Genomic DNA, 13699 nt, shown 5'->3' with positions numbered 1-13699 from the left:
GCCGATGGTAGTGTGGGGTCTCCCCATGCGAGAGTAGGGAACTGCCAGGCATCAAACAGAAGAAGAGACCCCGTGCCTGCGCACGGGGTTTTTTTATGGGCGTCATCCGGGCATGGGGTGTTGAGCAGGGGAAGAGACTCAGAGTAACCCTGTCAGAATGAACCTACTATCTGTATCTTTCTATAGTTGCCTCAGAGTATTTTGCAGTTTGTCTGGTATTTTCTCCACTGCCATCACCAACCACAGCAACTATCCGTAGGCTGTGTTCACAAAAGGCAAAATGCAGGGAAATACCTTATTTCCAGGAAAGTTTGGTCTGGCAGGTGTGATGCGTATGGAAAGGCAGCTGATCCCCTCGATGGTCCAGCTAGCGACGGCACGCTCATAATGGGCTATATTGACCTGCACATGTTAAAATCTGCGCCTGGTGAAACATTCTCAATCAACAAATGAACTCTCGACATTGAATAGTTTAGTGCGTATCTTTAGCCATCTGAATGTCTAAACGTAAGAGTGGCTGTGCTGAGGTTCCCCAACGATGCCAATAAGAGTTCCTGATGAATTACCTGCGGTAAACTTTTTGCGTAATGAGAATGTCTTTGTCATGACGTCCTCACGTGCGAAGATGCAGGAAATTCGTCCGCTCAAGGTGCTTTTACTCAACCTGATGCCGAAAAAAATTGAAACGGAAAACCAGTTTTTGCGGCTGCTTTCAAATTCACCGCTACAACTCGATATTCAACTGCTGCGTATTGATAACCGACAAACGCGTAATACACCCGTTGAGCATCTGGATACCTTTTACTGTAATTTTGAAGATATTCAGGAAGAGAATTATGATGGACTGATCGTTACTGGTGCGCCGCTTGGGTTGGTTGACTTTTGTGATGTTGCCTACTGGCCGCAGATTGCAAGGGTGATCAATTGGGCCAGGCAACATGTAACCTCAACGCTGTTTGTCTGTTGGGCTGTACAAGCCGCGCTGAATATACTTTATGGTATTCCCAAAAAAACCCGCCAGAATAAGCTCAGCGGTGTTTTTGAGCATCATATCCTTCATCCACATGCCCTGCTGACACGCGGATTCGATGATACATTCCTCGCACCGCATTCGCGCTATGCTGACTTCCCTACCCAGCTTATTCGTGATTACACTGACCTGGAAATATTTGCCGAAGCGGAACAGGTTGGAAGCTACCTTATGGGGACAAGAGACAAGCGTATGGCATTTGTTACGGGTCATCCGGAATACGATGCGCGGACGCTTGCCGACGAGTACTATCGGGACTGTGAGGTCGGCTTGACTCCGCAGATTCCTCATCATTATTTCCCGCAGGATAATCCGCAGCTTCCACCGTGCGCTAGCTGGCGTAGCCACGGCAATTTGCTAATCTCAAACTGGTTGAATTATTTCGTCTACCAAATCACACCATACGATCTGCGGCGCATGAATCCCACTCTGGAGTAATTAGAGTTCTGTCTCTATGACCCGGCGACAGCCGGTTTTTTATGCCCTGCAATCCTGTTGATATAGATAGGGTGTTATTTAAAAAAGAAATTTATGTTAAACATGCTCTTATGTTGAATCGAAATCAAAAATGGAAATAGTTTTTGATTTTAGCATTTCGATCGTTATGCTTGAGATCTTAAAGGTCAGCTATTTTTCATAGCTGATGCTGAGATGAACCGGCAATTTTTCTTCCTGACAGGTAGAGGAGCGAGAGATGACGCAACAAGCAATTAGCAACGATGAATTGGTATTTTTACAGGCTGCAGGTCAGGATGAGCAAAAAATTCTTACTGATAACGCCATTCAATTTTTGCGTGAGCTGGTCGAGCATTTCGCTCCCGAGCGTGAAGTGCTACTGGCTTCACGCCAACAGACTCAACGACGAATTGACGCCGGTGGGCTGCCTGGATTCGATAAGGAAACAGCTTCCATAAGAATGGAAAACTGGAAGATTCGCGGTATCCCCGATGATCTGCAAAAGCGCCGCGTCGAGATCACTGGTCCGGTCGAGCGCAAGATGATCATCAACGCTCTTAATGCTGACGTTGACGTATTTATGGCGGACTTTGAGGATTCTCTGGCACCTAGCTGGCAGAAAATTATTGAAGGTCAAATTAATTTACGCGATGCGGTTAACGGTACAATCAGCTATACAAGCAATGATGGTAAGATCTATCAGCTTCAACCCGATCCGGCAGTATTAATATGCCGCGTACGCGGTCTTCATCTGCCGGAGAAACATGTTTTGTGGCGTGATAAGCCGGTGCCTGGCTGCCTGTTCGATTTTGCCCTGTACTTTTTCCACAACGTGGATCGATTGTTAGAAAAGGGCAGCGGCCCCTATTTTTATCTGCCAAAAACGGAGTCATGGCAGGAAGCTGCATGGTGGAACAAAGTATTCAGTTACGCGGAAGATCGCTTCGCTCTGCTACGTGGAACAATCAAAGCCACGTTGTTGATCGAAACGCTGCCCGCAGTTTTTCAGATGGATGAGATCTTGTGGAACCTGCGCGATCACATCGTCGGCCTTAATTGTGGTCGCTGGGATTACATTTTCAGCTATATCAAGACGCTAAAGAACCACTCCGATCGCGTACTTCCCGATCGCCAGTCGGTCACCATGGATAAAGGTTTTCTGGACGCCTATTCCCGTTTGCTGATCCGAACTTGTCACCGTCGGGGCGCTTTTGCGATGGGGGGGATGTCAGCACTGATCCCTGTGAAAGATCCTGAGCATAATCGCGTGGTGCTTGAGCGCGTTTCTGCGGATAAACAGCGTGAGGCGAATAACGGACATGATGGCACCTGGGTTGCACATCCGGGACTGGCTCAAACCGCGATGGAGGTGTTCAATCGTGTGCTGGGAGACAGAAAAAACCAGCTGGATGTGAATCGTGCGGACGATGCGACTATCACCGCGTCGATGCTCCTGGAACCTTGCAAAGGGGAGCGAACAGAAGAGGGGATGCGCGCTAATATACGCGTGGCTTTACAGTACATTGAAGCCTGGCTCAATGGTAACGGCTGTGTGCCAATCTACGGTCTGATGGAGGATGCGGCCACTGCGGAAATCTCCCGTACTTCTATCTGGCAGTGGATCCATCATCGTAAAACATTATCTAACGGTAAAACCGTCACTCCTGACCTTTTTCGTCAGATGCTGGCCGAAGAGCTACAGGTTTTGCTGCAGGAACTTGGTGAATCTCGCTTCAGGCAGGGGCGTTTTGACGAAGCGTCACATTTAATGGAAACCATTACCACTTCGCCCGATCTGGTCAGTTTCTTAACCCTGCCCGGCTATCGCTTACTGGCCTGATGAAGTATGCCCACAACGCGCGTACTGACTGAATCGCACCGCTTAGCAGTGAGTGACAGCAGACGCGCTGTCCGGGATTATCCGTCCCTGCAGCGCCGAACAGATGATATCGTTGCGTTGCTCGTCGTATGCAGCCTTCAATCTGGCAAAACTGAAGAGTACGGCAATGACATCAAGCGGTTGGCAATGCCGATATTTCCGAAACTTTTACCTCATTACCTGTATTTCTGTCTGGATAAACATCTGGAAGACTCTCAGAAAGTCCGTACTCAGGGCTGCCCGATCCCGGTTAATGACAACATATATCCAGCAGCAGTAGCGTAACAGGCATAACAAAGATGTCGGCGGTGTCAGCGGTTGTTTCATTTTATTCACGCGGATTGTTCTGGATGGCTTCTACAACCCTGATCACATACTGTGGTGTATGCTCGCAGGAATGAACTTATTGCTGCTTTGCCAAGGCGTGAAAGTTTATTGTACGGGTTCTGCATCTTTTCGTGGTTCTGACATTTTTAGTCGGCTGGCGATGTATTTCAGAATGCCATAAGCCAGGCTGCCGACGAGCAGAGAGGTTAGTGCAGGTACGCCCTGGCTTATTACGTAACCAGCAATACCACCAGCGGCTGATGTCACAATAGCGCAGGTGCCAATTAGCGGCGCATCAGCGGGAAGCTCACCTTTCTGACGTGATTTTTCAAGTTCGCCACGGTGGGTGCGCAGAATGAAATAATCCGTTAGCATGACGCCAATCACAGGTGGGAAAAAGATGCCTAATAGCGTCAGGAAATCGACAAACCGATCGAGAATGCCAAATACCGATAGCAATGTACTCAGGATGCCGATTACCAGCGTCAGAATCAGGTATGACGATTTTTTACCACTGACTATTTCAATAAAGTTTGCCACGCCCAGTGATGAAGAATAGAGATTAAGATCGTTGACCCTCAGCGAAGAGAAAACCACAACCAGCAGGCCAACACCTGCTGAAGCTTGTGACATAATGGTCACGACATCGGGCGTATTCAGTTTCATTGCCAGAAATACCGCCAGACCATTTACGACATACTCACCCAGGAATATGGTTAGCAAAACCATCCATAGCACAGATGATTTGCTGCGACTGTAGCGAGTAATGTCAGGCGTAATCAGACTGGCTACAATAGCGCCACCAACGACCAGCGTAATCCCCGCGCTGAGCGTTAACTGTTGTTCTGAGGCTGCTGGCAGCGCAGGGCTGCCTTTGGCCAGTACAATGGATGTTATCCAGACTACGTTAATTAAAAACAGCGGGACGGCGATTTTGGCGGTGAAACGCAGCGCGCGGATACCGAAGGCAACCAATAATGTCAGAAAAATTCCAGAGAGTGCCGCCGCGGCTTTGAAGCTCAGTATGCCGCCAAGGGAAAAGCTTAAAGAGCGGGCAAACACCGCATTTTGCACACCGAACCATCCCATCAGGCTAACCGCCATGAGCAGACCAACAAGCGCAGAGCCGATGCGGCCGAATCCGCACCAACGGGATAGCATGCTACCTGATAATCCCTCTTTCATACCGGCGTAGCCGAGACCAAAAGTGGCAACGAAAAAGATGATGCTGGCAGCGCTAATCGCCAAAAATGCGTCTCTTATCGTCATTGAATGACCAAGAACGGCCCCAAGCATAAACTGATCCAGCGCGGTCAGCATTCCCATATGGATTAGCGCCAGGCTGAAGAAGGGCATTCTCCTTGTGACCGGTACCCTGCTGACGGTATAATTTTCTCCCGCGAGCATAAAAATCCTTATTTAATTAGAGTAATGCCTTTCTTTAAGAGTTTTGGTGGCAAATAATTAGCGAAGCCATGCTCATAACAGAAGGCTTTCAATTGAGATAACGAATGAACATCGGCTTTCTGAAAAATATTCTGAATACGGTTGTTGATAGTTTTCACCGTGTTTGTTCTTACACGGGCGATCTCTTTGGCTGATAAACCACGCATAAGATAGAAAATAGTTTCATTTTCCGCTTCGGTAAACAGATCGCAGTTCAAGGTAGTGGTGATGATTCCCGGGCTCTTGCTTTCGATGATAGTAACTAAATCGATTGCCAAAATTGGCTTGGCGCACCAAAGTATGGCAATGCAATCACCAGCATCATTGTATACAGGGTGTTTCTCACTGATGTATGGAATTAAAAACTTTGAACCAAACCAATAATGTGTTTCGATTACCGCAGACGATTTCCCGGTGCTTAACATTTGGTGATCGTGCTCAATCAACTCACCTTCCAGTTCAGCCCAACTTGCAGGGAACTCGCCATCTCTACGGCCTTCCACATCAAAAGACAATGGTGTATTTGTAAAGCGACGAGCTTCCTTATTCATAAATATGTGCGTTGAATCGGGTGCCTTGAGGCCCCAAGGATCGCTGAAGGCATTTATCATGGTGACCAGATGATTTATAGAGGAATTGTTGGGTCGTACCATAAATATTCAATCCTGCTGAGCATCTAAAATAATGATCCATCAATGAATCAGAGTTCTGAAACCGGCTGCCCTACTTAACCAACGACCTCATTTTGTTAAAAAATAATCTCGTGTCAATTACATACCATGTATAAGCTATCTGCATTTGATTAAATGGAGTGTTTCCCAAAAAACTGAATGCCAGAACGGTATTAGCCGATAAATGAGAGGGGATCAAGCGCTAATTAAGAACGACTTTAACTCTGCAACTCGCTCTGAGGGTTGAATGTTTTTTGACCAGATTCTTTTTAACCGATGGGTACTTTATTTTTTTACTTGGTTCAAAATTTGAATTAAGTCTTGACTTAATGAAGTCATTCATAAATACTTAGTTCCTTACCATATAGAAGTAAATTAAGCAAGAGTCGATTTATCTCTTGTTTCTCAACTAAAAAAATTAAGTTTAGAGTTGGTTACACCAGCGCCTTTGACTAATGAAAACTAGAAATTGTATCTTCGGCGTCAATTTAATAAGCTAACACCAGGGAATATATACAATTTATAAGGATTATTATGTATAAAGATATAGGAATCAGGGTGATACATATCTCTTCTTTATCATCACATATTGATTAAACTTAGTGATATGCAGGTAAGTATTTCTAACAACCTTACCTGGGGTAATTCCGTTAAAAACGAAGGGGCTATTGCTGCTCTTGCCATTTACCAGGGGGTTACTTAACTCGCCCCACCATATTGCTTAGTAATTTCCTTCGCCGCCTTAATCACCAGCGCGGCAAGCTCGGTAATACGGTCATCCGTGATACGTGAGGCCGGGCCAGAAATGGATATCGCCGCATAGGGTTCATGATATTCATCGTAGATACAGGCTGCAATGCAACGCAGGCCGAGCGCGTGTTCTTCATCATCCAGAGCGAAACCGCTACGACGTGCCTGTGCCAGGTCAGCTTTAAGATTCTGTGGGGCGGTCAGGGTTCGCGGCGTGAAGTGTCGCAATCCGCGCTGATGAAGCAGCGCTGAAACCCGCTCTTCACTCAGATTGGCCAGGAAAGCTTTACCCGCGCCAGAAGCGTGCATCGGCAACTTGCCGCCGATGGGTGCCGACATGCGCATTAGCTGGTGACACTGAACCTGATCGATAATCACCGCCTGATAATCGCTGTAATCCAGCACCGCCAGATTGACCGTTTCACCCGAGTCCTCCATCAGCTTACGCAGCATCGGATGCACCATTGCCAGCAGATTACGACTTTGCAGGAAGCTGCTGCCGATGACAAACATCCGGGCGCCAATGGTCCAGAGTCCAAGATCGCCAACCTGACGCACAAACCCCATCTGCTGCATGGTCATCAACAGGCGATGCGTGGTTGAGTTTGGCAGACCGGCCTGCTGAGCCAGTTCAGTCAGCGCGATGCTGCTCTGCGCTTCAGCAATCAACGCTAAGAGAGTCAGACCCCTGGTCAGTGACTGAACCTGGCCGGTTGGCTGTTGTGCCTGCGGTGCAGAGCGTGGTTTTTTGCCGCGTTTTGCGGGAGCGGGTGATGCCATGGCACATCTCCTGAATTTGTTTAGTGGAAATCATTTTCGTTTAGTGGAGGGGAATTGCAATCTATGGCTGACTGGTCAGATGAGAGAGCGGTCATTGATACTTCGCTCAGTACTGTTTGCTTTGCCGCCGTATAAAGTTATGACAGTAAGGACGGCTGGAAGTCATTTTTAATGAAAGCAGTACAAGGGGCGTCGCAGTGAGTGATAAAACGCTGGCGTTAACGCAGCAGTTAGCAAAGCGCATCATGGTTCTGGATGGCGGTATGGGAACCATGATCCAAAGTTATAAGCTGCAAGAGCATGATTTTCGCGGCGGGCGCTTCGCTGACTGGCAAAGTGACCTCAAAGGCAATAACGATCGGTTGGTATTGACCCAACCGGGTATTATCAGCGAAATACATAATGCCTATCTGGAAGCGGGCGCTGATATTCTTGAAACCAACACCTTTAACTCCACTCCCATCGCCATGGCGGATTATCACATGGCCTCGCTGTCGGCAGAGATAAATTTTGAAGCGGCCAGGCTGGCACGGATCTGTGCTGATGAATGGACGGCGCGAACGCCTGAGCGTCCACGTTTTGTTGCCGGGCCCCTGGGACCAACAAATCGCACCTGCTCAATTTCACCGGAAGTTATCGATCCCGCTTTTCGTAATATCACCTTTAATCAGCTGGTTACCGCTTATCAGGAGTCCACCCGTGCGCTGATAGAAGTAGGGGCCGATATCATTCTGATCGAGACTATTTTCGACACGCTCAATGCTAAAGCAGCGATTTTCGCCGTGCAGAGCGAATTTGATGAGCTTGGCATTCGGCTGCCGCTAATGATTTCCGGCACTATCACTGATGCCTCTGGTCGCACCCTTTCCGGTCAGACAACCGAAGCATTTTATAATTCTTTGCGCCATGCTGAGCCGCTTTCCTTTGGCCTGAACTGTGCGCTGGGCCCGGACGAATTGCGTCAGTATGTAGCAGAAATGTCGCGCATCGCCGAATGTTATGTCGCTGCTCACTCCAATGTCGGTCTGCCGAACGCTTTTGGCGAATATGATCTGAATGCGGATATTATGGCCGAGCAAATCGGCGAGTGGGCGCGCTCGGGCTATCTTAATATTGTCGGTGGCTGCTGCGGCACCACTCCTGAGCATATAGCGGCAATGGCGAATGTTGTCGCCGGCTTAGCACCACGTGCGTTGCCGGAAATGGCTGTGGCCTGTCGCTTATCGGGGTTGGAGCCGCTTGATATTAGCGCGGAATCACTGTTTGTTAATATCGGTGAGCGCACAAATATTACCGGGTCCGCCAGATTTAAGCGTCTGATTAAAGAAGGAAAATATAACGAAGCCCTGGATGTGGCACGTCAGCAGGTAGAAAGTGGTGCGCAGATCATCGACATCAACATGGATGAAGGGATGCTGGATGCAGAGGCGGCAATGGTGCGCTTCCTGAACCTGATAGCCAGTGAACCAGATATCGCCCGCGTTCCGATCATGATCGACTCCTCAAAATGGGCGGTGATAGAGAAAGGTCTACAGTGTATACAGGGCAAGGGTATCGTTAACTCTATCTCGATGAAAGAGGGCGTCGATATTTTCCTCCACCATGCCCGGCTGGTGCGGCACTATGGTGCTGCGGTGGTGGTGATGGCCTTTGATGAGGTCGGACAGGCTGACACTCGCCAGCGCAAAATCGAAATCTGCCAGCGTGCTTATAATATTCTGACCAAAGAAGTGGGTTTTCCGCCGGAAGATATCATCTTTGACCCCAATATCTTTGCTGTCGCGACCGGCATTGAAGAGCATAACAATTATGCAATGGACTTTATTGGCGTCTGTGAAGATATCAAGCGCGAACTACCCCATGCAATGATTTCCGGTGGTGTTTCTAACGTATCGTTCTCTTTTCGCGGCAACGATCAGGTGCGTGAAGCGATTCATGCAGTCTTTCTTTACTACGCCATTCGTAACGGCATGGATATGGGGATCGTTAACGCCGGTCAGCTGGCGATTTATGATGACTTATCGGCTGAATTACGTGAAGCGGTTAAGGATGTGATCCTTAATCGTCGCGATGACGCCACGGAGCGGAATCGTCGCGATGACGCCACGGAGCGGATGCTTGCGCTGGCGGAGAAATACCGTGGCATAAAAGACGACGCGCAAGGGAAGCCTGCGCTGGCAGAGTGGCGCGGCTGGTCAGTTGAAAGGCGGCTGGAATATTCGCTGGTGAAGGGCATCAATGAATTTATCGAACAGGATACCGAAACTGCACGCCAGCAGGTAACCCGGCCGATTGAGGTTATCGAAGGGCCGCTAATGGCCGGTATGAACGTCGTTGGCGATCTGTTCGGTGAGGGTAAAATGTTTTTGCCGCAGGTGGTCAAGTCAGCGCGTGTGATGAAGCAGACGGTAGCCTACCTCGATCCCTATATTGAGGCCAGCAAGGAAAAGGGGAGTAGCAACGGGAAAATAGTGCTGGCAACAGTTAAGGGTGACGTTCACGATATAGGAAAAAATATCGTAGGTGTGGTGCTGCAATGTAACAACTATGAAATTATCGATCTTGGCGTGATGGTGCCAGGTGACAAAATCCTGCAAACGGCTATCGACGAAAAAGCCGATATCATTGGACTTTCAGGTTTGATAACCTCTTCGCTGGACGAAATGGTTAACGTAGCCAAAGAAATGGAGCGGCGTGGCTTCAGCCTGCCACTACTCATCGGGGGAGCCACCACTTCAAAGGCGCACACGGCGGTAAAAATCGAGCAGAATTACAGCGGGCCGACGGTATATGTGCAAAATGCTTCGCGCACGGTGGGCGTCGTTTCTGCGCTGCTATCCTCAACGCTGAAAGAAAACTTCGTGGCACATATTCGTAAAGAGTATGAAACGGTGCGCATGCAATATGGTCGTTAAAAACTCCGCACGCCGCCGGTGAGTTTGCAGATTGCGCGTAACAACGGACTGGCATTTGACTGGGTAAATTATACGCCACCGCCTCCTAAAACAGTTGGCGTAAGCGAAGTGAGTGCTAACATCGACACCATGCGTGACTATATCGACTGGACGCCATTTTTTATGACCTGGTCGCTGGCCGGCAAGTATCCGCGCATTCTCGAAGATGATGTTGTTGGCGAAGAAGCACAGCGCCTGTTCGATGATGCTCACGTCATACTTGATATGCTCAGCGCGGAAAAAAGTCTTAATCCTCGTGGCGTCGTAGGGATTTTTCCGGCAAACCGGGTCGATGACGATATTGAAATATTCCGTGATGAGTCCCGTCAGGAGGTCATTGAAGTAAGTCATCACTTACGTCAGCAGACAGAGAAAATCGGGTTTGCTAATTATTGTATGGCGGATTTCATCGCAGAAAAATCCAGCGGTAAGGCCGATTATCTCGGCGCCTTTGCGGTGACCGGCGGCCTGGAAGAGGATGCGCTGGCTAAACGCTACGCTGGGTTACGCTACTGATTAGCGTCAGCTCTAATTGCTGGCGGAAAGACGCAGGAGTAAGCACGGTCACACCGGATGAATTTGCTTCTTGCCTTGCATTTCTCTCGCCTTACAAATAGTTGGTAAGCACTTACTTAATGTGTATTTTGTCGTCAGAAGGATTAATACCTTCACAAGTGCTTAAAGGCGGCACGGTTGCCGCGTCAATTTACAGTGGCCTGATAAGACGTGCCCGGCTGAAAGCGCCGTGTTAACAAAGTTAATCCGCGTCAGATAGAATTGCTATTTAACGGCCACGCCCCGAATAGGGCTATTTTTTTACCGTAGCCTTACCCGACCAGTAGCCCGCGAGCAGCGAACCGGACAGGTTGTGCCACACGGAGAACAGCGCGCCTGGCAGTGCGGCCAGCGGCGAGAAATAAAGGTTACCCAGTGTTGCCGCCAGACCAGAATTTTGCATACCGACCTCCAGTGACAGGGTGCGGCAGGTAGACTCATCAAATCCGAACAGTTTCCCCCCCCAGTAGCCGCCTAGCAGACCGATGACATTGTGCATGATTACAGCGGCAACAACGACCAGCCCTACCTGGCCGATAAACTTCTGGCTACCGCCAACTACCGCGCTGATAATCAGTAAAATACATACCATAGAGAAAGCAGGCAGGTAAGGCTCTACGCGCTTGACCAGGCGATTGAGTCCGTGATGAAAGATCAGACCCAACCCGATGGGAATAACGACGATTTGCACGATGCTCAGTAGCATGCCCGCGACATCGACCTGGATATGCGTATCCACATACAGACGCGTCAGCAGCGGCGTGGCAAATACGCCGACCAGTGCGGAAACCGAAGAGATAGTCACCGACAGCGCAACGTCCCCTTTCGCCAGATAGATCATCACGTTGGATGCGGTACCGCTGGCCACGCTGCCAACCAGAATCATCCCTGCGGCGAGGTCGGCAGACATGCCAAATAGCTTTGCCAGCGCCCATGCCGCCAGCGGCATAACCAGGTAATGTAAGAAGGTACCGGCGATGACCGGAGCCGGGCGTGCCATAACGCGTTTAAAGTCATCCAGGCTTAGCGTGACGCCCATGCCAAACATAATCAGCGTGAGCAACCAGGTAACGTATGGTCCGATTGGTGTGAAGACGCCGGGTGTATAATATGCGGCAACGGAAAGTAGGGCTGCCCAGAGTGGGAACAGTCGGGTGATATTGGCGAGCATAGCCTGTCCTGTTTTGAATTTTGTTTATTGGTTTTTAGCAGCGTATTTCCGGAACGAAAAAAATCCAGCGGGAGATCATTGCGCTATCAGGTTTCATCACGCACGATGGCGTATGTCACGCAGGGGATTGCGCTCATAATCATCGTTCGCCCGAAGGCTAAAAAGTATTGGCTGACCAAGCAGACGCACCTTAATAGCGAGTTTGAAACTCAGATAACTGTGCTTTGCCCGTCTCATGTGTTAGCTGACGGGCACGAGCGATGGATATATCAATCAAAAAGATTGTTGTGCAATGTCTGTATCACCTGCTCGGCATCGTCACCGGGCACTAAAAAGCAGAGGTTATAACTGCTGGCCCCATAGCAGATTAAACGCAGATTAAACGGCTCCAGTACGCCGAAAACTTCTTTGCCGACGCCGCGTGCCTGCGACAAGTTATTGCCAATCAGAGCCACCAGTGCCAGATTTTCTTCCACCTCCACCCGACACAGTGATGACAGTTCTGTCAGCAGCGACTGGGTGAGCAGATTGTCTTCCGTGGAGGTTGAGCCGGTGGTATCCAGGGTTAACGCAACGCTGACCTCCGAGGTGGTGATCAGATCCACTGAAATATTATGCCGGGCAAGAATGCTGAACACCTCAGCAAGAAAGCCACGAGCGTGCAGCATATTCAGGCTATGCAACGTCAGCAGCGTTTGTTTGCGACGTAGCGCAAGAGCGCGAAACAGCGGCGGGTTAGCGCTCTCAAGACAAACGCGGGTCCCACCTGCCTGTGGTGCCTTGCTGGAGCCAACAAAGACCGGAATGCCGTTGCGCACCGCCGGTAACAGCGTGGCCGGATGCAGCACTTTGGCACCAAACGTTGCCATTTCCGCTGCTTCTTCAAAGGTGATTTCATCAATGCGTTTGGCACCAGGCACAATACGTGGGTCGGTGGTGTAAATTCCCGGCACGTCGGTCCAGATATCAATGCGGCTGGCATACAGCGCTTCACCCAGCAGGGCGGCGGTATAATCACTGCCACCACGGCCAAGCGTTGTCGTGCGGCCTTTAACTTCACTGCCGATAAAGCCTTGGGTTACCATCAGCGCTTCATCGAGACGTGGCTTGAGCTGCGTGCCTGCAAGTTCCGCCAGTGTTAGGGTATCCGGCTCGGCGCGCCCGAAATGATCGTCAGTGCGCATGATTTTTCGGATATCAAACCATTGGGCATTGACACCGCGCTGGCGCAATATCTCCACGAACAGCAGGCTGGACATCAGTTCACCATGGCTGACCAGCTCATCGGTCAGCGCGTTGGACGTCGCTAATGCCGCCGCTTCGGATAGCATGGTAATGTTTTCCAGCATGCGATCGATTTCATCACAGATAATCTGCGGCTGTGCCAGTCGCTCGATAATCGCATGATGAATACGGCGGACTTCATCCAGCATAAAGACGCGCTGCGCCTGTTCTGGACCTTTAGCCAGCGAAACCAATAAGTTAGTGACGCCAGCCGCAGCAGAGAGCACCACTAAGCGGGAAGACGAATCGGAAAGTACCACATCAGCACTGCGGTTCATGGCATCAAAATCAGCCACGCTGGTGCCGCCAAACTTGGCGACAGTTAAAGCCTGGGACATAAAAAAACTACTCCGTGTCAGATGAGCCTTGGCACAAGGAAAGAGCAGGAACGGGGTA

General features: G+C 49.7%; 7 protein-coding genes and 1 pseudogene. 3 read left to right on the top strand and 5 right to left on the bottom strand.

Annotated elements, in window-relative coordinates; all coding sequences use genetic code 11:
* The first annotated feature begins 538 nt into the window (after positions 1-538).
* Positions 539-1468 (top strand): homoserine O-acetyltransferase MetA, encoded by a 930-nt coding sequence (gene metA / locus BM191_RS07575; RefSeq protein WP_092876743.1) that lies wholly within the window; start codon positions 539-541, stop codon positions 1466-1468.
* 256 nt (positions 1469-1724) lie between these two features.
* Positions 1725-3326, top strand: a complete 1602-nt coding sequence (aceB, locus tag BM191_RS07570) for a malate synthase A (protein WP_092876741.1) — start codon at positions 1725-1727, stop codon at positions 3324-3326.
* Between the two features lie 471 nt (positions 3327-3797).
* Here aceB and BM191_RS07560 read toward each other — a convergent pair whose 3' ends face one another.
* The 3 genes from BM191_RS07560 to iclR form a co-directional block, all read right to left on the bottom strand.
* The gene (locus tag BM191_RS07560) at positions 3798-5099 is read right to left on the bottom strand and encodes a cytosine permease (RefSeq protein WP_092876737.1); all 1302 of its coding nucleotides are present in this window, start codon (positions 5097-5099) and stop codon (positions 3798-3800) included.
* 8 nt (positions 5100-5107) lie between these two features.
* Positions 5108-5791 (bottom strand): helix-turn-helix transcriptional regulator, encoded by a 684-nt coding sequence (locus BM191_RS07555; RefSeq protein WP_092876735.1) that lies wholly within the window; start codon positions 5789-5791, stop codon positions 5108-5110.
* A 717-nt stretch (positions 5792-6508) separates the two neighbouring features.
* Positions 6509-7339 (bottom strand): glyoxylate bypass operon transcriptional repressor IclR, encoded by an 831-nt coding sequence (iclR, locus tag BM191_RS07550; protein ID WP_092876733.1) that lies wholly within the window; start codon positions 7337-7339, stop codon positions 6509-6511.
* A gap of 197 nt (positions 7340-7536) precedes the next feature.
* Here iclR and metH point away from each other — a divergent pair.
* Positions 7537-10791, top strand: a pseudogene (metH, locus tag BM191_RS07545) (methionine synthase); the annotation flags it as partial.
* Between the two features lie 310 nt (positions 10792-11101).
* On the opposite strand, the gene panS reads toward metH, so the two are convergent.
* Positions 11102-12019, bottom strand: coding sequence for a ketopantoate/pantoate/pantothenate transporter PanS (panS, locus tag BM191_RS07540; RefSeq protein WP_092876731.1), 918 nt, complete (start codon positions 12017-12019; stop codon positions 11102-11104).
* Positions 12020-12288: 269 nt separating this feature from the next.
* The gene (gene lysC / locus BM191_RS07535; protein ID WP_092876729.1) at positions 12289-13641 is read right to left on the bottom strand and encodes a lysine-sensitive aspartokinase 3; all 1353 of its coding nucleotides are present in this window, start codon (positions 13639-13641) and stop codon (positions 12289-12291) included.
* Positions 13642-13699 lie beyond the last annotated feature (58 nt).

Source organism: Izhakiella capsodis (assembly GCF_900115045.1).
Lineage (GTDB): Bacteria > Pseudomonadota > Gammaproteobacteria > Enterobacterales > Enterobacteriaceae > Izhakiella > Izhakiella capsodis.
This window is presented reverse-complemented; position numbering and strand designations above follow the sequence as displayed.